This window comes from Jutongia sp. SJQ-6, assembly GCF_054161275.1.
The window spans coordinates 2,759,585-2,783,537 of sequence record NZ_CP195314.1 but is presented as its reverse complement, the minus strand read 5'-3'; the positions used below and the strand labels follow the sequence as shown (position 1 = coordinate 2,783,537).

The following is a 23,953-nucleotide window of genomic DNA, read 5'->3' as shown; positions in this document are numbered from 1 at the left end:
CAAAACCTATTTCTACAGATTTACTACATCGCATGACCTGCCGTCAAAACCTATTTCTACGGATTTACTACATCGCATGACCTGCCGTCAAAACCTGTTCCTGCGCCTTATTTACCGCATCACATAATTCGCCAAAATAAAACATCTCATCTTCCTGATAGCAGGCTGCCAGCAATGCATCCAACTCATACATTGGATTCCATTTACGCATACCACATGCTGCAAATGTGCTGTTGACCATGTCACGAAAAACATCTAGAGCTTCTCCCTGCTCATATCTGCTCTCTTTTTGCTCGATCGAACTTTGATATTGCTTTTGCGCAACATACAGTATCATCGGCAGAAAATCCTCGCGCTGAATGAGCTGGCATCTTCGATGATGTTCTTTGCTGAATTTCTCGACCCAGACCTTAGCCTCCAAGACCGTCTCCGCATAATAACTATCCTTCGTGTAATCTGCAATAAATCGACCGATCCATTCCGGGCAAGCCTCCTTTGACTCCATATCGGAAAGTACATTCAGTGCAATATTGGTGCGTATTTCCCGCTCTTTCTGTAAAGGAGTATTTAGCATATCCGACAAATGTTTGGACGTTAATTCCGGCAGGGGTGATTGCTTTACCTCATTTGAAAACAGTTCAATGATCGTAGAATTATATGCCTTCTTAGAATTGACCATATGATTCAATTCGTGAAGCATTTCCAATACATCATTATTTACATCTTTTTTCTTGCGTCTGGCTCCGGCGATATATTTCTCGATCAACTGATACTCCTTTTCAGATTCCGCAGAACATTTCATCCTGATCCATGTTGCAAAATCTGTCTCGCGGATCAGATTATCCAGGCTGCGTTTTGCATCCTCTCTGATCACGTCTATTATCATATATTTGTAAGTATTCAGATAGTCTAGAGTTGTCAGACTATATCCCTTGAAAAATTGGCTGTTTTCCCGCATCCACTTCATGAATGCCTCTTTGCTGCTGTTTTTATGATAGGCAAACTCCTGCATGAGCTGATTCGTACTATGCGTATGTATTAATTGCGTCTGCGTTTGGAACGATTTCTCATAGCCATCGATCATCTTAAGTGCCTGTTCATAAGAATAATGATGATCCAAACAATATAAAAAGATAACTTCTCTGTAATCATTATACTGTGCCGCCGGCTGACCAATTCCTTCCTGCAGAAAATGATTCAACCGCTGCACACTAAATCCCAAACAAAAGCTGATCATGTATGCCTGAGCTCGATTTGGCGTAGCCATGCCATTGATCCCAAACCACCGGCGCATTGTTGGTCTGGAAGCCGGATATGGTTCGGTCAGCTTATTCATCATAATGCGGAATGCCTTTTTACGGTCTGCTTCTTCTTTCCCCTCCACACCCATGAGTTCCATCATATACCAGCTACTCTCCCGGTGCTTTTTCTTCAGGATATCTTTTACTTCCGCATAAAATTTCTTTTTTGATTCATCGCGTCTTGTTGTATTCATGCCGTACGTTCTCCATTTCTTCTTACTGTCTTTATTCATTAAGGAATGACACCAACAAACTTTTTCTTAGATTTGGAAGGTTTCTTCGTCGCTGTTACAGTTCTCTGTGGAGATACTGTTTCCTTGGATCTAGCAGTGCTTTTTGGCTTAACAGTCCGCTTCGGTTTCGCTGACTTTTTTGGTTTCGTGGTGCGCTTTGGCTTTGCCGTTTTCTTTGGTGTCACTGTCTGCTTTGCATCCGCTGTCTGCTGCGGATCCCCCACTGTCGATGTTGCGGGATTGTTCTTCTGTGCCCCTGCGGAAGCTTTCGCATTCGTCTCATCCGCATGATCGGTACTAATCGCCTGTCCGGAAGCAGTCTTTGATTCTGTCATGCCTGGTCTGCCTGACGCCACAGGTGATCCAATGGCTGACAATTTGCCGCCCGTTGTCAAAAGCGCACAGACAGCTAACACTCCTGCCAACACCACTGCGCCCCCTGCCAACAGTACGCGTTTGCTCTTGTGCTGAAAATACAATACCACTCGCTGCACCCAGCCTCTCGATTCATACAGTGCCGCTTCTAATGATTCCATGCTTTGAAATCTGCGATTTGCTTTGACCGCCATGCCTCGCATGATCGCATCCTCTTCTGTCGCAGACAACCGAATATGTGGCATATCCCGCAACAGCTTGATGTCATCATGGATCATTCGCTCAATCGACTCGTTTGGCACGATCCCCGTCAACATAAAATACATTGTCGCACACAAAGAATACACGTCAGACCAAGCTCCCCAATTACCTCTGCCGCGATACTGCTCCTCCGGCGTATATCCGCGCTTAAATAACACCGTCATGCTCTGTGTCATAGTCTGACGTTCTGCTCTGGCTGACCCAAAATCAATTAAGACTAACTCTTCCTTTTGATTGACTAATATATTATCCGGGCTGATATCTCTATGAATGATCCCTGTCTTATGGATCGCAGATAATGCTTTGATCACCGGATGTATCATTTGGAGTACACGCTCTCCGGCAATCGGACCGTGCTCTTTGATATATTCTTTTAGCGTGATCCCGTCTACATATTCCATAACCAAATAAGCTGTTCCATTCGCATAAAAGAAATTAATAACAGAAACCACGCCGGCGATGCCGTGAAACTTTGCTAAGATCTTTGCCTCATTATAAAATTTTTCCAGACCATTCTTGTAACTTTCGTCCTCGTCCCCGGCATACACATATACCGTGTTTCCCGTATCACTTTCCTCTTCCAACATATCTCTGCTCACATGATTGATCGGAAAATATTCTTTAATCGCTACAATCTGGTCGAGAAGCATATCCCTGCCAATATATGTAATGCCAAAGCTCCCCTCACCGAGAACTCTGCCTATCAAATATCGTTCTTTTAATATACTCCCCAGACGAAGGCAACGTGGTGCTCTATCATAACTTTCCAGAGAAAACCCACACAATGGACAAGTTGATCTTTTGTCTTTTCCCTTGGGAAAGGCTTCCATGCACCCCATGCAGTATGTCATTCGTTCTGTCGTCATACGCAGTCCATCCTTGTTGTTCATTACTTATGCTTACACATTTAAGAATAGTATATCACAAACTTAATATACATTAATTTTTTTCCGTTTTTTTCATTCTTCATCGTATCGACACTTTCGCAACATTAGAATACACACTTTTTACTTTTTTTCCTCGCACTTTTCGATAGGTCTTCACCCGAAAATAATATGTTTGTCTGCGACTGCTGCAGCGTATACGAAAACGACGGCGATTTTTTCGGATCGAACTGGATGTTAACGGCAGTCTCTTCCAACCTCTTTTTTTCATGCGGTAATAAATTATAACATTTGTGCCCTTGTATTTACACAATCGCAGCGAAATATAGCGGATCACGCCGACCCGTCCTGCACCTGCTTTGATCTTTGGACGTATCATATTATTGGCAGCCTTTTGTCTGGATGTCGTCATCTTTTTGGATACTGCATTTTTCTTTGGTTTTGATTTCGCTGTCGCACGTGGTTTCACGGTTGGTCTGACCGTTGGTTTGACCGTTGCAATCGGAATGATCCCCGTTGAAGCATCAATGTCCTCTTGCGTGATCGTATCATTTGCTACCTTTTTACCCGTCATCGGATCCCGATATGTTCCGTTTTTTAGATCATTGAGCGCCGCCTTGAGACCGGTGATCGTAAACGTGATCTCTATGCTGTCCATCGGTACCGCAATATCGCCATATCTGGCAGCCGCATATAACGGTCCGCAAGTTTCCCAGCAACATGTCAATGCATAACAGGCAGCGTCCTCGTTTTCCAATAAAACCGGAGTAAGTCCTTGTTCTACCGTCACACCATCTACTTTCAGAGAGACATTAGAAATGTTAACTCCGGAATAGATTCCTGTCCCATTTTTCTCTGTCTTCACAGACAGATCCGTTGCGATCTGCAGTATATTATACTTTTGAGACGCTCTTAAATTAATTCCACTAATGCCAACCGTATACTCACCATCCCGGTTAATAAACACATCTTTCACGGTTGTCGTTGCCGCATCCACTTCCTTACCATTTGCTCGAATATATGAATAACTGTATAGGTAAGTGTCTTTGGTAAAACTACTGCGATAATCCCAAGTCGAATCCATCTGGTAGGATACATAGGCGTGTATGCCTTTCTGCGCCCAAAGCTCGTGATCGATATACGGTGCCGGCGTTGCCGTTGGCTTCTCGTTCGCGTTCCCATCCGCATTTCCATTTCCATTCGTATTGGTATTCTTTGAAACGTCGGATACCGTAAACGCCACCTCGATGACAGAGCCGGCGCCTAACGTCAGTATCTTTTCGCTGAACAGATCGATCATATCCCATTCATTAAAACCATATGACGTATACTCTTCTCGATAATTGTTGCAATAATCAGCAACATAATAATGATATGCCAAATACGGATTTAGAATCGTTGCTGCGTAATTTTTTTCTTCATCCGAATCACGATATCCCCATAAACTTCCCGGGTGCAACAGTTTTCCATTAGAAAAAGAATACTCGTTCTTCTGTGTACCGTCCGCAGATGTGATCGTCATACCGGTAACGTCTACTTTCATCTTGCTTCCCGAATACAGATTGGTATCCAGCCAGATCATCTTCATTCCATCATCCAATGCTGTCGTGTAAGAAATGGTATAATCTCCCTCTTTTGTGATCTGCATCACATCTGTAGTTGTAAAATCTGCAAAGATCACCTCATCCCAATTCTCTGACACATAACTGATCCCTACACGAAAGTCATCGTCTTTCCCCTGGAACTGCTGTGGCGCTTCATAATTTGGCGTACCACACACTGTCTCATTTTCCTCAGCCGCCGCTTTTTGGATCATGCTATTTGAAAAACCTGGCATCGAAAACAATAATGCCAGTACCACAATACACGCAATTCGCCTTTGTCTTATTTTCATAATGCTCCCCTTACCATAATTCTACTCATTTACCATAAAAATCTACAGGATATTTCCATCCGTTCAGATTAAACTCCTTTTATTATACCGATAATCGCCAGCCGATACAAGAAGCAAAAAATCAAAGAAAACGCTTTGCTTTTATCACACTACACAACAGCAATTTCCTATTAAAACAAAAAAGCATAGTCTTTTCGATCTCTCGAATTGACTATGCTTTTTAGAAAGAAGGTTTATAAGTATTGTCCGCACAGGATCATTGTTCCTGTGCGGAACACAGGACAAACAAGATAACTCTCTTATTTCTTGATCTTTATCTTCTTCGTTTTACTGTATGGACCAAATATCTTCTTTCCCTTTCCATCTAATCGGTAAGCGCGTACACGAATATAATAGGTCTTCTTTTTCTTCAGCTTCTTGATCGTCAGTTTTCTCTTCTTCGTCAGTTTCGTTTTAGCCTTTTTGAACTTTTTGTTCGTGCTATACTGCACGCAGTATCCATTCGCTCTGGCAACTACTTTCATGGAAATGACTAACTTCTTGGAAGCCTTGTTCTTAACCGACAAGAATCTCGCTTTGCCAACGACAATCTTTGGTGCCGCCTTTTTCGGCTTATCACTTGGTTTTATAGTCGGTCTCACCAGCGGCGTATGTGTTGGTTTGACAGTCTGTGTTGGCACCGGTCTCTTCGTCGGCTTAACAGTTGCAACCGGATTCTGTGTCGGCTCGCCACTAGGAGATGGGGTCACATTTGGATCATCTTCCGGCTCCGGTGTCGGAATGACAACCGGATCATCGCCTTCCATCTCATAGGAAACATCAGGCGTTGCATCCATTCCAACATCATACGTCTTGCCCTCCTCTGCTCCCAACTTGACATCGATCTTCTTCGTCTCGATACCATTGGATACGATAATGGTTCTTGCAACCTTCTTCTCGTAACGATTATATACATCCAATGCTTTAAGCTTTCCATCTTCAATGACTGAAGTAAACGTCAATGGTCTGTCATACTGCTTCGAAGGTTTTACAATACTAAAGGCTGCCGTATTATCGATCAGATTCAGTTCCTCTGCTGCAGCACTGCCATTGTATGCTGTTGCCTGCAACGATATTGATACATTCTTGGCTTCACTGGTAAATTTCGGTGTGTAGTTAAACTGTAACACATATTCACCACGGTTGATCGCTTCCATAGCATCTTTACCACTAATAACGATCAACTTCTTATCCTCATCAAATGATGCACCGGCAGTTGTCGGCTTCACAGTCACTGCTTTCTTATCGACCGATGTCAAAGCAACACGGATCGTATCATCCTCTGTCAACGCCTTTGTGCCGGCATTGCTGATAACGACCTGTACAATACGCTCTCCACCTTGCAGATTCTCTACCACTTCCGGATTACCAAGTACCATATCCGTACCAAGCAGTGTTAACTGTGCCTTCGCAGTTGCTCCATTGTCTGCTGCAACCTCAAAAGTCTCATTTTGCAAGGTATTGCCAAGTGTGTAACTAAAGCTCACCTGACCACGCTCTCCACTCTCCAAATGAATTGGAAGCGCATCCGCAACCGTTGTACCTGACTGTTTCACTGTGACAGAATCCATAGCCTTCCGTCCGGCATTCGCAAAGGACAGTGTCACATTGATGGTACTATTCTGCTCCACGTTCTGTCCAAAAGTATCTGCCGATACCTCTGATAACTCATTCTGAATGGTCTTCGTACCGGTGATCAGTCTTGCCGGCTGCTCCTCGTCCTTTGTCTGCGTCAGATCGGTATCTTTCGTCATCTCAGACTGTGTTGCTGTCTGCGCACATGAAACTGTTGTAAAACGGTCACCATCTACTACCACACTGCCTCCTACCAACATCTCATTAGCAGACGCCGTACCGGTAATCTCATACTGCATCGACAGCGTACCCGTCTTTGCATTCAAGTATTTCACATACGTATGCATCTTAGAGTCATCGCCTGCCGACTGCCAATACACAGCAGTGTCACTGATCGTATCTCCACCTTTGGCAAAATCAAAATTCTCCGTAACTTCTCCGGAGTCTTTCATAGAAACTGCATTAGCACTGCCGTCTTTTTGATAACCCTGTAATGCCAAATACGAATCTGTAAGTTCACCTTTTTTGTATTCCGACTGCTTCCATGCTGCTAAGAACATTCCACCGTCGTTCGTTACATATTTCACACGTGGCTGCGTCTCTCCCGCATCATTACAGGTGATTCGGTTTACACTCTTCTGGGCTCCATCCTTCACAATATATGAATAAAGCTCTCTCTCCTGCACCTCTTCACTGCTGCCCATGGTTGCCAATACCATCGCCGTACCATCATCAGACAGTGCTACATCATACGCCTGGGCTCCCTTAATCTCGCCACGTTCCAAATAAGCCGGTGTACTCCAATCTGTTCCATCATAGTAACTATAACAGATCTTCTTTTCTCCCATCATATCTTTTTGAAGTGTTTCCGCATCCGTATCCGCAAGATTATAGGTGTCACTCTGCCATATTACAATTGCTTTTCCGTTGTTTACTGCTACTTCCGGTGCCATATCGGCCACATTATTTGCAGTAAGCGTCGTATGCTTTCCATTAACATATACATGGATCTCGGAGGAGTTAAACACAGCGTTTAATTCTTTGTTGTCAACATTTCCATCCGAATCAATGTCAGAATCATACACGGCAGAATCAAAGGCTAATACCTTTAAGCTGCCATCAGAAGCATAATCTACTGAATTAACCGTTTCCGATTTGCCTTCTGTTCTCCATGAAGTAAGTACTTCCGGTTTCGTCCATTCTCCGCTTTCTTTTGTGCTAACCGCAGGATTAATACTTACAAGATCCTCAAGCGTATCCGAATAGGTGAGTCCCATACTGTTGCCATTGGCTGCAAGCACCGGCGGCACATCCGGATTGATATACTGTGTCCAATCTGCGCCCTTCTTCTTCGAAGAATACTGTACCACCTTACCGGTAGTCTCATTACTCATATTTGCAAAGTCCAACGGATTCGGTCGCCCTGCCGGGAATTTGTCCCAATCCTGATACGTTCGTACCTTACTGAAGCCGGTTCCGCATATTTGCTTGTGATACCGAATAAATAATCCTTTGTACTCAAAATCTAAGGAGATGCTTCCGGTAAAATTCAAACAGCCACCATAATAGGCTTTGGTCTTCTTAAGATCACTGAATGTAACGATACGATTGTCATATCCGATAGATAACCGTCCAACCGGGCCAAACTTGATCTTTACAATCTTACCATCAAAACCAATTCCTCCACTGGCACATACATAACCCTCTACGCCTACGAGAATGTCTGATACAAAATTATATTCACTGGTAACCGTCAGATTATTCGTCTGGAAATTCATGCCAACGAACTTATCATGATATGGATTCTGGCCACTGAGCAGCGCATCGACACTAACAGTACATCCCACTTTGATTCCATAATAGATCGGGATGATGCCAACCATCGTATTGTTATTAAAACCAAATTCATAACCCAATGTTCCGGCAATACCACCACCGGTATAGGTCAAGATCCATTTGCCATCAATATAGTCTGCCGTACCAAATGCATATCCGGACAGCGTCTTGGACACTTTATTGTCACGCAGATCATTGATCGTCTCTGTCACTACCGATACAACATTATTCTCATCGAGTCCCGCTGTACCAATGGCAACCATAAAGGTTTTCTTCAGCGGATTGTCGGTATCCTGGTATGCGATCTTCATTGGCAATACCTTCGGAATATTAAAGGATAACTTACGGTTAATGACCTCTCCGGCTGATATCTGCGGCGTCTCGATCGTTCCACAGAAGTTTACCTCTGTCGGCTTCGCCGGCTTACCAATCTCTGAAATATTACATACGGTATAGTCTGCCGGCTGATCTGCAAGCACCTCTCCACTCGCTGCTTTGATCTGATACTGCGGCGTAAACTTACCTACTGCTGCGTTTTTGGTGTTGATCGCAAATTCTGTTTGCTTCCACTCATATTTCATACCATCGACGGATGCCACGCTCTCAGAAACGCTAGGGATCTCCTTGTCATTAATAAACATGGAAACCGTATGTTTCTGTGAAACCTGAGAGTATACGATCACTTTCTTATCATATCCTTTATAAAGCGTAAGATCGCGAACAAACTCATAATTTTGATCTCTGGATGTTAATACGCAGTCATTCGTTCCATAGCAAGGCTGCAGCCATATGGACGTTCCGGTATTTTCCTGATATCCGTCTCGATACAATGGATAACGCACAAGTTGTGCCGCATAGGCATCATCCTTTGCCGTGACCTCCACTAACACATCGGCGTCCTTCAGTTCCTGCACATCCTCATACTCTAATGTGATCGTCTCTGAACTCCTGGACAATTTCTTCGCTTCTGTTTTGTTAGCGGAAGCGATCACGTTTCCATCCAGATCCACGATAAAGGATCGAACTGTAATATCAATATCCTCATCATCATGTCCATATCCTTTTAACGTCACATTTTGTTTGTAAGTGGACGATACCGGATATATATTGATCGGATAAGAGCCATCACTCTCACCACTCTTCAAATCCTCTAACGGTACTTCGGACTTGCACACGCCACAAGTTACTCCGACATCACGATAACTTGTTCCCAGCTTCCATACCACAGCATCTCCGTTGGATAACTGTTTCACCGTTTGATTGGAAGTATTCATCTGTGTCCATTTAACATTCTTCTTAACCTCTGCCTTTGCTGCATAGCTTGCTTTGTCATTGTCCGCCAAATAGGACTTGTAGCTGTCAGCCGTGACAGGTCTGATAATATAAAGCGCATCCTTTAAGGTTGTCACATAAACACTCAGACGGTAAATCTGTTCTGTGGTCTCATCCGTGATCGTCACATAGGCAAAGCCTTCATTTTTGCCGATCAGCGTAAGCTTCGTCCCCTCTACCGAACAATCTAAGATATCTTCCTTTGAAGATACCGCCGTAAATACATCATCTTCCGATGCACCGCCCTTAATATCCAAATGACGTACCATCGTAGCCTGATTCAGCTCATTGTAAAAGGTATCCGCATCATCTGCATTTTTTACTGCTTTGGCAATCGCCGTCCGATTGGAAAGTCTATAAATTTTTGATATAGGTTCTCCATTTTCCTCCACAGAAAGCGGGGTCTTCTTTTTCTCTTCCCAAGTAGCATACATCGTTAAGGTCTTTTCACCCTCATAACGGGAACCGGCCTCATACATATCACCGGTACCGTCCTTCTTGGTATTCCAACCTATGAACTCATATCCTGTTCTCTTCGGCTCTTCCACCGTAAGCACCGAATTATAAGTATCCTCTTTACACTGCGTATTCGGCGATTCGATCACCTTATCCGTAGTGTTCACATTGTAATTCAATGCATACTCGCCATCTGCCATTGCTTTATCCGAAAACGTATCGACCGCATCCATAACCTCCGGCGTAATACCGTTTGTTACCGGCTTCTCCCAAGCAATGTAGTCGCCCTTTTTATATCCTCTGTTGCAAGACATATAATAGCCAAATCCATTCGAGCTTACAAACTGGATTCCATTCTCATCATATTTCGTAACTTTACCCATGCACAGCAAGCCCTTAATACCATCTTCATATACTCTATTCATATATTTTTTGCCCTTAACGGTCGAGCATACATTATCCGCTGTACCGACTAAAGATTTGTCCGGCAGATTCTTAGACGTGCCAGCAACAACCGGCTTATCATTTTTCTCATACATAAACAGTGCAAACGGATATCTGTCATCTCCGCTATAACGGAATATAAAATAACGATCCTTTACCTGCTTCTCCGAATACTGATGTCCCCTTGAGGCGTTGGCCGTTCCCCAAGAAGCATCATATGGATAACCATTGATCTTATTTGCTGACGTTACATTATCAAAAAACTGATTGCTGCTTAACTTTACCTTAAACAGACCGGACTCATAATGGCGATCCCACGTTGCATACATGGTCGCAGTTCGATTGGAAGTATACGTACCGCCGGCTGCATACGTGGTGCCGCTTCCGTCTGCCCGTGTATTCCATCCGGTAAAAGTATATCCACTTCTCTTCGGCACTTTTGAAGACAACGTCAACGGCTGTCCTCCCTGTTTGACCTGATCTTCCGGCATATCCGTAACCGCTTCACCATTTGCCTGATACATGACTGCAAACTCACCGGCAGTCAACTGGTGTGACGAATAATCCGTCATTGCAGCAAGCTCTTTCACGGTTGCCTTCTTCGCAGTCGATTCCCATGCAATCTTCTCTCCAATACCACGCCCCTGATTGCCGCTCAGGTAATAACCAAATTTATTTTTACTTATAAAATACATTCCGTTAGAATCTGCTTTTCCGACCTTGCAAAGTGCCATAACACCTTCCACACCATCGGCATACGTTTCCTTCATATACTTCTTAGCAGTGGCCGTCAGTGTGACATTTTTCTCAAGTCCGATACGAGATCCCTCGAGCAGGCGATCCGATTGATCTACAACGACCGGTGTACCATTCTCGTCGTACAAACACAGTGCGATCGGATAATCCTCGTCACCGGAATACTTGAGAACAAAATAACGTTCCTTCATAATTTCCGTTGTCAGCTGCTGACCCTCGGAATCATTAGCACTGCCCCACGATGCATCATATGGCAGTGCATTCAGTCTACCGGTACTCATGATATAGTCAAACAACTGATCAATACCGTAGCATCCTGAAAAAACACCTGTCGTGTATTCTCCTTCCCTTACCACAGACTGTGAGTCTACTGATGCTGCCTTGATCGTGATTCCCTCAAAGGATGTTGACGAAAAGACCATTCCCAACGTCAGCACACAGCAGATCACACGCTTCATAACCTTGTGTAAATTCATAGGTTCCCTCCTTCTTCTATTGTTTCCATTGTCTGTTGCAAAACAAAACCTCATACATTACTATACTTTCTTCAACCTGCCACACCGCATTCCTATCACATTTACCGGCTGGAAAGTTGATTTCCCCATGTAGAAATTATATCATCTTTGGAGGGAGGGGGTGCCCACGTGGCGTGAATGGTCAAAATAGGGTGTGAAAAGTATGAGGGGATGAAGGACACAGAAACAGACAGAATAGAAAAACAGGGCTGCACCTCAACTTATATTGTTAAAGTGGCAGCCCTATGTTTATATACTATTTTCTAATATTTTCGTCATCATGCCTTAACTACTTTTACATTCTTATTTCCCTTTTTCTTTAAGAATTTCTTGTATTTTTTCAGCATCTTCTTCGGCACTTTAATGACTAATTTCTTATGTGTTCCCTTAAAGGCATTGCTTCCAATGGAACTGCTTGTTAACTTGGTCGACTTGATAACAATGGTCTTAAGATTCTTGCATCCTCGGAATGCATTTTTACCTATGCTTGTAATATTGCTATCAATTGCTACCTTTTGTAATTTCTTATTGTTTGCAAATGCTTTTGGCGCGATAGAAGTAACTGTATAAGTAATTCCGGCAATTTTTACTTTCTTCGGTACATTTACCTTTTTACTTTTTGTTACATTACTATACGCCACCTTTGGTTTCTTAGCATTAGAAGAAATCACTTTGTAAGCTCCCTGCTTATTTTTCAAAGTTGTTCCTTTAGCCGCCGGTTTTTTCACTGGAGCCGGTGTCTTAGCAGGTACCGGAGTCGGTGTAACATCCGGCTTATCACTAGGCGTTACTGTCGGCTCTTCCGTTGGATCTATTATTGGCTCTTCGGTCGGAGCTATTGTTGGCTCATCTCCCGGCGTTACCGTTGGTTCAGCACTTGGGAGCGGCACCATCGTTGGTGGCGTTATTGACGGGACTATCGTCGGTGTTGCACTTGGCGCTACTGTTGGTGCCGGTACTGCTGTTGGCTCTGCACTTGGCACTAATGTTGGCCCTGTCGTTGGTGTCGTACTTGGTACAGTTGTTGGCTCTGTACTTGGTGCTACTGTTGGTTCTGTACTTGGCACCAAAGTTGGTTCGACACTTGGTGCTGTTGTCGGTGCCGGCATTGCTGTCGGTGTCGGTGCCGTACTTGGTACAGTTGTTGGCTCTGTACTTGGTGCTACTGTTGGTGCCGGTACTGCTGTCGGAATTATTGTTGGCACAACCGTCGGTGCCACGGTCGGCGTTGCTGTCGGCATCATAGACGGCACAGCCACAGAATTATCCACCGAAGCATCAATATCAGCCTGCGTAATATCGGCATTCTGTATATATTCACCCGTCATCGGGTCTTTATATGTACCATTTCGCAAATCAGTTAATGCTGCTTTTAGACCTGAGATGGTAAAAGTAATCTCAATGCTGTCTTCCGGAGTCGGAAGTATCTCATCTTTGGATTCAACATACAACGGACCACTATTTTCAATGCCAAAACAATTTTTTAAAATGAAACAGTAAAAGTTTTCATTTTCTTTTTGAGGCAGATTCATTCCTGATGCAATTTCTTTTCCGTCAATCTTTATTGATGCATCCGTCACTTTCACATCCGAATATATTCCATTACGGTTATTTTCGGTTTTCGCCGAAATGTCTGTCGCTATACCGAGAATATTAAATGCTTTCGAAGCAGAGAGGTCAACGCCTTTTAATGCAATCGTATATTGTCCGTCTCGATTAAGAAATACATCACGAACCTGTACATCCGCCGCATTGACCTCTTCTCCACCTGCCTTTATATAGTTATAATTAGAATCCGTCTTACTGGTTCTATATGTATTTCGATAGTCCCATGTTCCATTCATCTGATACGCAATATATGCATGAATACCTTTCCGTGCCCAAAGCTCATTATCAATGTAATCTTTTGGCTGTTGCGTTGCAATCGGTGTTGCTGACACTTCCGGAGTATTCGCAGGCTCTGATGATGGAACAAATGTCGGTGGCAGCGTTGGGTCGCATGGCTCTGTTGTCGGCTCTGCCGTTGGTTCTGCACTCGGCTTTATGACCGGTGTTGGCAGTGGTTCCGTTGTTGCTTCCTTCACATTCTTTACCTGAAATGACACAGTAATCGTCGAGCCTGTTCCTAATGTTTTTACGTCATTAGCAAACATATTGATGGAATCATCTGAATCAAATCCATATTTTTTATATTCATCTCTATAATTATCAGCCGAACTATTTATGTAGAAATAATACTTCAAATATGGATTTAATATTGTTGCTGCATAATTCTTTATGTCATCAGAATCCCGATATCCCCACATGCTGCCTGGCTTGATCATTTTCCCATTGCTAATGTTATATGTATCCGTCTTAGTTCCATCAGCAGAAGTAACCGATACACCGGTAACATCCACTTTCATATTGCTACCCTTATACAAATTAGTATCCAGCCAAAGCATCTGCATTCCATCATCGTCCGCTGTTGTGTATGAAATTTCATAATTTCCTTCACCTGTAACCTGCATCGCATGCGAGGTAGTAATATTTGCAAAATAGTCCTCATGCCAATTATCTGACGCATATGAGATTCCAACTCTAAAATCATCATCCGTTCCCCTAATCTGAGGCGTTGAACTATAATTAGGTGTGCCATGAACAACAGGTTTTTCCGTAGGATCTGTACTTGCAGACGGATTACTCGTCGGATTTACACCTGGCGAAACCATTGGTGTACTCGTCGGCTCTGAGGTGGGCGCTCCTGTCGATTCCTCATAATCGTCACGTTGTTTCACAGTATAGTTAACTGTTATTATTGCCCCCTCTTGAACTGTAATCTTGCTTTCCGAAAGCAAATTCACCCCATCCAATGCATTGAAATTATAGGCAACATATTTTTTACGATAATTATCATACTCTTCACTGATATAATATTCATACCTTAAATTCTCATTCTTAATTGTTGCTGCATAATTTTCCTTGGCATATGTATTTCGATATCCCCACAAGCTTCCCGGCTGTCTCAGTTTTTCATTGTCAAGCGTATACAGCTTTTGATATGCTCCATCAGGAGTCGTGATCGTCACACCTGTGACATCCACTTCCATTCTACTACCTTTATATAAATTGGTATCCAGCCACAATAATCCTATGTCAGAATTTGTTGCTATAGTGTAACTAGCCGAGTACTCCCCTTCGCCCTTTACCTGCATTACCTGATCTGTGTCAAAATCAGTAAAATTGTTCTCTTTCCAATCGGCTGAAACATAAGTTAATCCAACACGAAAATCATCATCTGTACCTCGAGTCTGCTGAGTCGCACTGTAATTAGGTGTTCCATGAAAAATTGGGTCCGGTGTTTCTGTCGGAGTCGGCGTGTATGACGTTTGAACTGCGCCGTATAAAGTAACTTGCACATCCTCAAATTGAAGATAAGATTCTTTATCTAGTGCAGGAATTCGAACTGCCATATAATTTGCAAATTGAATTAAGGTATCCCCTCTATAACTGACAGTGTAGTATGCATCTTTTGTTAATTTGGCCGTAGTCGTAGCAACTCCACCATCCGTAAAATTGTAAATATCCTCATTATTACTATCAAAATTTAATTGTGCCTCTGCCTCGCTATCCTCTATCGTCTCTAGCGACAGATTGACACGCCTAGCATAAAACGAAATGTCAATTCCCGTGAAACTCCATTGTTTTAATCTATCCGAAAATTCATGTGATGGATTACACCATTTATTACCTAATTCCAAACGACAGTCTCCGTCAGCACCATAAGACCATTCTGAACTTTTCAATTTTATCGTCTGCACAGAACTAGTTGTATCCGATACCGTCTCTTCTGATGCAAAAGCACTTTTTATTCCAATATTATTGAAATCACATAATGTACATGCTAATGCAAAAACCAATAGTAATGCTATTTTTCTTCGTCTCCCTTTTGTCATAACTTTCCTCCTATCATCTCAGCGGTGGTCAAATTCCATTGAACCAATTAACATGTTCTTTCATTTGAAATATACTGTAATGTAGCGTCAACTTATCATTTTCTTATCACCACCTTTCTGTTTCCTTTTTTCTTCAGAAACTTTTTGTATCTTTCTCTTGTTCATTTTCATCATACTACCTCCTCGTATCCTTTTAATGATACTAGCCGTACATACTCCATCATATGCATTTTATTTTTGTAATCTTAAAAAAACTATAACATATTATATTCATGATTTTTTTCCGTTTTTTATTCATTATAGATTTTATATGTTGCTTATGCATACCATATTTTCAGAACTTTTCATCATATTTTCGCGTATTAACACCACTCAAATTGTATATAATAAACAATTTTTTCAAGAAAACTTTGTGAATTATTTTTCATTCTATGTAGCCACGTCGCAATATACTTTTACGAATATCTCTGAGCACACCATTGAAATAGTGTCTACTAACTTTCTTTTGCATCCTCCTTTTCTCCCTAGCATCTATTTTCCAGCATCATCCACCAATATCTGTTGTGTTTTCTCTTTCCCTGATAAATTATTATCCGTACTTTGTTCTGGAATTAAAGCGATGATCGCCAATGCCATTACTAACAACAATGCTGCAATTTTAATAAGATTACTTTTTCCCATGGTATCTTACTCCTTCCCTCTTCATGCAACTTTTTTACTTACCTCACGCTAAGCATACACCATCTATGTTCAAATATTTCTCCGTTTTTTTCATTCCTTTTATAATCACTCCAACGATCGATTTTATCTGATTTATTCTAGGTTTCTATCAGTATAAAAAATAATTTTTCTTCGACCGCCACTCGACAATTTATAAATTATGCATAATTTTCACTCATAATTTTTGTGAAAGTTTTTTTCAAAAAAAGAGGATCGCTAAAATAACGATCCTCTCTTGCTACTACTTGCCAAATGCTATCATAACTTATGTACAGTTAGGCATTTCCGCATATTATTTTGCTACTACATACTGAACCCATCTCTTAACATTACTAATACTGTCAGATGCCTCTACCTTTGTAGTAGACTCTTTGCTTTCGACCTTCTTCAGATAATATGTGTATACTTTAGAACGGTCTGCATAACGATACTGTGTTTTATAGGAGGATACCACTTGTCTTGTAGATTCTCCATACCAACATGGAGCACTTCCGTATAAATTGAAATAACCTCCAATTTGTTTTGAATACTGATTACCTACACAGGCAAGCTGAGCTCCCCAACCTCGTTCCTGATAATTGGTGCAAGACTTTCCACCCCACACACCAGAACAAGGTCCGGATGTTCTTCCATCTGCAGATAAATATCTAATGTAATTATACTGCGTGGCATATCCATTAGGAACAGACCGCGTCTCAACCTTTCTAGAATCACTGCCACTAATATTACCATCTGACCAGCCGCTCCAGCCTCCATATGGTCCCCATACCCAAGAAGAATCATATAAGGTATAACCTGCTACCGAGCTATTGCTAGACGTAATTTTTGTTGTGTAATCATACGTCCACTTTTCGCCAACAATTGTAGCATTATCTGGAACTTCTGATTCCAATACCCAATCCATAGAACCATACTTTAACTTATTGTAACTGTCCTCATTAATTGTCACAAGTTTTCCACTTGTAAAGTTCAGCAAAGAATCGCCTTCCACTTTACCGTAGATCATATAGTCACCTGTCAATACTAATTTACCAACAATATTAGCATTCAATCTCGTCAAGGACACATCTTTGGACAATACAACGTTAGAACTTGTCGACTCCAACTTAATCGTACCATATAACGAAATATCTGTCTTATCAGCAGACAATATCATGGCAAATCCATTTGTCTTAGCGGATATTCTTGCCAAATTCAGTTTTTCAGAAGAACATACAATCGGAGCTGATTTATTGTCTTCAAACACAAAACCGTTCAGTGTAGTTTCTTTAGCATCGGAAGAAATCTTAAGTCCTTTATATGCTTTATTACCACCATTTAATTCAAAATAATCTGTTGATTTGGTTATATCATATGTCTTATTTGCTAACGTATCTTCCATATCAGCCAGATTAACAATTAACTTGGTAGCTCCTGAGGTAATTGCCGCATTGGCAATATCACTATTCTTGGCATTTACTGTAACTTTTCCTGCTCCGGTAAATGCATTTTTGCCAAGCTTCTTAATGTTTGTAGTTACCGTAAAATCATCCAAACTACTACATCCACTAAACGCCTTATCGCCAATAGTTTGTAGTCCCTCTGCCTTGACAGAAGTAAGTGATGAACATCCTTCGAAAGCTTGATCCGGTATTTCCGTAATATGCTTGCTAAGTTTGATCGACTTAAGCTTATCATTTCCGGCAAAAGCATCTTTTTCGATACCAACAATCTTAACAACAGACGTTGTACCGTCTCCGTTTTCAGTAGAGATATAGTCCGGAATATACACATCGGTTCCTTCGCCAGTATAGTCTACAACCGCACCTGTTTCACTATCATAAACAAGTCCCTTGGATCTTAGCAAAGCATTATCAATATACTGGTTTACTTCAAACGGAACTTCAAATGGTAAAATTCCATTTTCATAATCATCAAAGCTATGTGTCTGTTTCGAATAGTCAATGAAATCATACGTATCATCGTCCTGCACGCTATATGTATATACATAATAAGAACTAGACGCAATATCATATCCTACAACTGCAAAGACATGAATTGTTCCAGCGCATACCATTCTATAATATCCCTCCGGAGCATCTGCATTCGAATATGTCTTAGAAGTCGTTTCCGTCTTTTGTGTCGAATAAGACAACGCCGACGAATATTGATTTGACTCAGATGACGTGCTGCTGTCTGATGTAGATAGCGCTTCTGAGCCTCCTTCTGAATGCGTCTTGTTGTAACCGTAGGTATCGCTCACCTTACTGCTAAGCGTCTGAGAATGTGATGCACTTTGACTTGCAGACTTGCTAAGCTGTGCACTACGAGACGATCCCCATGTTTTAGATACCCCCACCGTTGTTGTATCTTCATGTGATGATGATACCTCTGTATTTACTTTTGCAGTTAATTTAGCGCCTACTTCGCTGCTAGCACCAGCACTAAAAGGTCCCTTCTTAACTCCTAAGGATGCAGAAATTTTAGATGATACTTCACTTCCAACTTCTGCACCTATTTTAGCCGACACACCGTTTTTATCTGTTCTTGAAGCATCATAACTACCACCCCTTTGTGCACTATTTAACAATACAGAGCTTTCACTAGTTGCGGCACTGCTGGCATCGACCACTTCTTTTCCACTTTCATCAGTATGACTCTGCATCAAAGTTAAACTATTATTCCAATTTTTCGATAAAGACCACGCAGTTGTACGCGTTGTTGAATTTGCAATCGCATTAACAATTGATTTAGATGTCGCCTCTGTAACCGTTCCACTTGATGTGATCGTTTCAGATACAGTGAGACCACTTGTATTACCAAAATCTTTAATTGTATACAATGGAACATTCTCCATCTGACCAATTTCATAAGCGAACAAATACTGCCCCTCTTTTTCATCCTCGACAATCATTGGCTCGCCTAATTGTTTTACCGGTCTTGTCTGATTTCTCTTACTGGTCCAGTTTGCATGTAAGGTAATGTTTCCGGTTTTACCCAATGGAATCTTATCAACAAGATTATCTTTCTCATCGGTCCATCCCATAAATGTATAGCCAAACCACTCAGGATTTGTCAATGTCGCACCCTCATTTACCTTGTATTTAATGCTATCCACTTTTGCCAATGGTGAATCAAAAGTAATCGTATACTCTCTTGCTGTCCAATGCGCATACAGATCAATATTACCCGTTTCGCCTGTAGCAATCTGTTTTACCTGCTTGGCATTAGAGCCTTCTCCATCATACCAGCCTTCGAAAATATAGCCTTCACAACTAATATTCTTCAATGTTAAACCAGTTTCAGAGCTATATGTATTCGGGTTTGTATTTTCAATTTCCTGCTTCTGCAAATATGCATCATCCTCATACAGATGATAGGTAATAGAATTCTCTGAATTCTCCAATATTGGGACAACTTCCTGTTTTACTAACACTGCGCCACACTCACCACAATGTGATCCTTCTGTTAGCCCTGTACTTTCTGTAGTAGCAGCTACTGCAGCATCTACCACGGAAACATGTCCCTTAGCTGGAATTATAGTATCTTCCAATTTGATATTATTAAGACCTTTTTCGTCGCTATAATATTTACCACAAGAGGTGCAGTAATAATAAGCCTGATTACCCTTTTCAGTACAAGTAGCTTCCTTTGCCTCAACTGCCTTCATGGTATGGGTGTGTTTCTCCGTTGTCGTACCAAGATTCACGCCATATCCTCCTGCAATATATCGACGCACAAGAATAACATCTGCTGAGTTAATTCTTCCATCCTCATTGACATCACAAGCTTTCTCGTTAATAGTCTGCTCATATCCACCTGCTATCTGTCTTCTCATCATAATGACATCTGTAGAATTAATTTTGTTGTCCTCATTAAGGTCACCCGGTGTAAATGCAGAAATTCCAATTTCGCCATCTTCTGTTTTTACATCTACAGCATTCAAATCTGCATCAACCATATCTCCAGCGTCACAAGATACACTAATCTTATAGCTTTCTCCTGATTTTGCAGTGTCGCTCACCTTAAAAGAAAGTTTTAAGATGGTGCCATCTTTGATGTCATCCGCTGTTATTTCCTGTCCATCCCATACGAATTTACATGGAGACTGTATTTTTCCCGGTTTTGTCAATACTAGAGAAGAGAACGCATCTCCTGCAGTTGCATCAGTAAGCGTCAGACCCTCATCATATTTCAAACTAACAGCTGCTCCTAATATTCCCGGATTATCTTTTACATCAACAGTAACATCTACTGTTGCACCAGGCTTCGCTGTCTGACTTTGCACAGAAAGTGTAACCTGTTTTTTAGCTATGTCTGCCTTTACATAATGCGACGGACAACCGGTCACAATCATAGCAGCAGCAAGCACACTGACAATAATTTTTTTTGCTATTTTCATAAATGCTCCTTTCTCACATCTAATGTTAAGATGCGTCTTTTACTATAGTTATTGTTCCATTGCGTAATTCCAGATCAATTGGCATTAAATCGCCATTTACAATATCACCGGAATTATAATAAAATCCAATGTCATACTCTCCTTCTGCAGCTTCTTCCGAAACATCAAAGGTCAATAACAGCATTACACCGTCTTTTACATTATCTTGGGTGATTGATTCACCATCCCACGTAAATTTGCAATTATTTTTTAAGATATTTGCCTTTGTCATAACTAATGCATCTTTAAGTGCATCTCCATTTGAGGCATCTGTTAACGTCAGAATTTTGTCGTTATAATCTATCCCCAAAGTCATGCCCAAAATTCCAGGATTGCTATTAATATACACTGGTACTTGTACTGTTTTCGCACCTGGAGATGTCTTTACATCTCCGACAATAATTGCCGAAGTCATATCCTTCTCATACGTTGCTGTGACAAGCAAATCCTCTGTCACGTTATCATACGCCTTATCCCATGATTGGAAATTATAACCTATTCTCTTTGGAACATTTGGTGCAACTGCAGCTTTCCCAGCCTCCACAGTTTCTTCTTTCAGGACTGTATTGTCATAATCCACAAACTTCACCTTGAACGTTCCTGTAGGACTTGCCGTAGGCTCACTACTTGGCTTAGCACTTGGTGCTACCGTAGGTTGCACTGTCGGTTTACTACTTGGTGGCACTGTTGGTATTGTTATTGCCCCTGGGTTCTTTGTTGGTTCAGGTTGTCCAGAAGACGAAGGTAACTGTATGTATTTTAGTCCCTCAAAACAAAAGGAAACTGATATTACATCACCTTTATTCACAGGTATTTTCTGTGTACCAAGTGTTTCAGATGCATCATCAACATAGTCATATGGATTCCTTAACTCAAAACGATAATACCCATTTTCATCACTATCAAACCACCCTTCACCCAATTCGAGAGAACGATCATTAATCTTAACTTCTGTAACGAAACCAAACATTTTATCTTTAACATCGTTATATTTCATGTTGGTATCAACCGTCAATACCGCAATATCTGTGTCTGCATTTTGCACAGTATATGTTGCAGTATATGTTCCATCCTCTGTAATATAAACTGCACCATCTTGATAACCAAATCTATAATCTTTCCAATTCTTTCCAGCATATCCTATTGCTGCCTTAACTGCCGGTCCGGTTGGCTCTGGAGACGGTGTTATTGTTGGCGCATTTGTCGGAACCGGTTGTGTAGAAGCTTTGGGAGCTTCTGTAACACTTGGTTGTTTTGTCACAATCGGCTTCTTCGTTGCTGTCGGTCGCTTCTTTATTGGCTGCACAACGATGCGGCAAGAAGCCTTTGCTTTTTTGTTTTTCTTGGAAATAGCAGTGATTTTTACTGTACCAGCTCTTTTTGCCTTAACAACACCTGAATTGCTAACTGTCGCAATACGTTTATTGCTAGATTTCCATTTCACTTTTTTGGTTGCTTTATTGGGCTTTACTTTCTTTACTTTTAACTTATACTTTTGCCCAACAAGCATCTTTTTGGTTTTCACAGACAAATATATTTTTTTTGGTTTCTTTGTCTGTTTTGCATCTGCATTTGGTGCAATACTTAACACAGTCAAACACATGATCAGACCAATTGCCAGATGCTTTTTCATCTTTGAAACATAATCAAGTTTCATCACTATCCCTCCTTCTGTATTTTTTGACCATTAATGTGTAATTGTTATTTTTCCATTTGCGATTAATGGTGACACGGGCAATAAATTTTTATCTATCACATCTCCTTCCTCATATTTTATTTTTATTTGATACACTCCCGAAGTCGTTGACTTAGGAATGTCAAATAACAACTCTGCTATCTCTCCATCCTGAATTTGATAGTCCTCAATCTGCTGTCCATCCCACATACATTTACAGCCATTCTTTAATTTTCCTGCTTTTGTTAATGTCAAAATATCTTTGAAAGCCTTTCCATTTTTAATATCTTTCAATTTCAGCCGGCTGTCATCATAATATACAGACCAAGTCATTCCCAAAATCCCAGTGTTGTTTGCTATTTTTACCGGTACCTTCACATTAGTTTGTCCTGGCTGCACTTTAACATTTGCAACTGTTATCCTAGTTACCGTATTGTCTTCTTTATAAAGTGCTTTTATCTGTAAATCAGATTTTATATGTTCATAAGATTTATTCCATTTATCAAAACGATAGTTCTTTCTTTCCTTTACCATTGGGGGTGTTGCATTTTTATTTTGTAATACAATTTCAGTTTTTAACACATTATTGTCGTAATCCACAAATGTAACCTTATGTGTACGTTGACTGCTTTTTTGCTTTTTATCAGATTTTCCAACCGCAATGCGATTTCCATCCGAAAGATGAAACATTAGCTCACGATTGTCATCCGTAGCGTAACCAACCACTCTAACGCGATCTTTTTCTGCATAATGTTTTTTCTTTGTCAAGGAATACTGTGATATTTTTTGTTCACCAATCTGACAATTCTTCTTATCAATAACCACCAACTTATCCAGTAGCGAATCGCACCATTCTTTCTCTGACCCCTCAAAATTATTATCTCCAATTACATGCGTAATAGCATTTTGTCGGCTCGCTATATAGATGCCTCCTAATGCCAATGCCACAGCTATAACACTTGTCCATACAATTTTTTTATTAAATTTCATCTGTAATAATCACTCCAAGCTTAAATTTTATATTTTTAACGTTCCTATCATACCCTATCGTTTACCATTGAAATTTCCAATTTTTTCAATATCTTTCATTGACCTCGATTTAATTAAATCCGCTCTATTTCTGCATCTTATTTTTATGCTGATCATGTTCATTCTACATTACACCGGGTGAATTGTATAATTTGCACAATTTTCACATGTGAACTTTGTGAAACTTTTTCGTAAAAAAATATATTTTTGCCCCGCCGTCTTAACCTTACAATTCTTCAGCTCGCTTTCTATAAACATCCGTACTATAAAAGA

9 protein-coding genes are annotated in these 23,953 nt (G+C 41.1%); all 9 read right to left on the bottom strand.

Annotation, left to right across the window (positions count from 1 at the left end; translation table 11 throughout):
• Positions 1–67 precede the first annotated feature (67 nt).
• The gene (locus ACSAJE_RS12565) at positions 68–1,495 is read right to left on the bottom strand and encodes a hypothetical protein (RefSeq protein ID WP_022025429.1); all 1,428 of its coding nucleotides are present in this window, start codon (positions 1,493–1,495) and stop codon (positions 68–70) included.
• 38 nt (positions 1,496–1,533) lie between these two features.
• Positions 1,534–3,036 (bottom strand): serine/threonine protein kinase, encoded by a 1,503-nt coding sequence (locus ACSAJE_RS12560; protein ID WP_458009269.1) that lies wholly within the window; start codon positions 3,034–3,036, stop codon positions 1,534–1,536.
• A gap of 100 nt (positions 3,037–3,136) precedes the next feature.
• The gene (locus ACSAJE_RS12555; protein ID WP_458009268.1) at positions 3,137–4,948 is read right to left on the bottom strand and encodes a hypothetical protein; all 1,812 of its coding nucleotides are present in this window, start codon (positions 4,946–4,948) and stop codon (positions 3,137–3,139) included.
• Positions 4,949–5,247: 299 nt separating this feature from the next.
• Positions 5,248–11,862: an InlB B-repeat-containing protein gene (locus ACSAJE_RS12550; protein ID WP_458009267.1), complete on the bottom strand. Its 6,615-nt coding sequence runs from the start codon at positions 11,860–11,862 to the stop codon at positions 5,248–5,250.
• Between the two features lie 317 nt (positions 11,863–12,179).
• Positions 12,180–15,836: a leucine-rich repeat protein gene (locus ACSAJE_RS12545; protein WP_458009266.1), complete on the bottom strand. Its 3,657-nt coding sequence runs from the start codon at positions 15,834–15,836 to the stop codon at positions 12,180–12,182.
• Between the two features lie 531 nt (positions 15,837–16,367).
• The gene (locus ACSAJE_RS12540) at positions 16,368–16,517 is read right to left on the bottom strand and encodes a hypothetical protein (protein ID WP_458009265.1); all 150 of its coding nucleotides are present in this window, start codon (positions 16,515–16,517) and stop codon (positions 16,368–16,370) included.
• Positions 16,518–16,848: 331 nt separating this feature from the next.
• Positions 16,849–20,937, bottom strand: a complete 4,089-nt coding sequence (locus ACSAJE_RS12535; RefSeq protein ID WP_458009264.1) for a leucine-rich repeat protein — start codon at positions 20,935–20,937, stop codon at positions 16,849–16,851.
• 25 nt (positions 20,938–20,962) lie between these two features.
• On the bottom strand, positions 20,963–22,633 hold the full coding sequence (locus tag ACSAJE_RS12530; protein WP_458009263.1) for an Ig-like domain-containing protein: 1,671 nt from the start codon (positions 22,631–22,633) through the stop codon (positions 20,963–20,965).
• 30 nt (positions 22,634–22,663) lie between these two features.
• Positions 22,664–23,641, bottom strand: coding sequence for a cohesin domain-containing protein (locus tag ACSAJE_RS12525; RefSeq protein WP_458009262.1), 978 nt, complete (start codon positions 23,639–23,641; stop codon positions 22,664–22,666).
• Positions 23,642–23,953 lie beyond the last annotated feature (312 nt).

Bases quoted from the DNA above. Each gene is read 5' to 3' on its own strand.
- ACSAJE_RS12535 (WP_458009264.1), bottom strand. From the start codon at position 20,937: ATGAAAATAGCAAAAAAAATTATTGTCAGTGTGCTTGCTGCTGCTATG.
- ACSAJE_RS12565 (WP_022025429.1), bottom strand. From the start codon at position 1,495: ATGAATACAACAAGACGCGATGAATCAAAAAAGAAATTTTATGCGGAA.
- ACSAJE_RS12525 (WP_458009262.1), bottom strand. From the start codon at position 23,641: ATGAAATTTAATAAAAAAATTGTATGGACAAGTGTTATAGCTGTGGCA.
- ACSAJE_RS12555 (WP_458009268.1), bottom strand. From the start codon at position 4,948: ATGAAAATAAGACAAAGGCGAATTGCGTGTATTGTGGTACTGGCATTA.
- ACSAJE_RS12560 (WP_458009269.1), bottom strand. From the start codon at position 3,036: ATGACGACAGAACGAATGACATACTGCATGGGGTGCATGGAAGCCTTT.
- ACSAJE_RS12550 (WP_458009267.1), bottom strand. From the start codon at position 11,862: ATGAATTTACACAAGGTTATGAAGCGTGTGATCTGCTGTGTGCTGACG.
- ACSAJE_RS12530 (WP_458009263.1), bottom strand. From the start codon at position 22,633: ATGAAACTTGATTATGTTTCAAAGATGAAAAAGCATCTGGCAATTGGT.
- ACSAJE_RS12545 (WP_458009266.1), bottom strand. From the start codon at position 15,836: ATGACAAAAGGGAGACGAAGAAAAATAGCATTACTATTGGTTTTTGCA.
- ACSAJE_RS12540 (WP_458009265.1), bottom strand. From the start codon at position 16,517: ATGGGAAAAAGTAATCTTATTAAAATTGCAGCATTGTTGTTAGTAATG.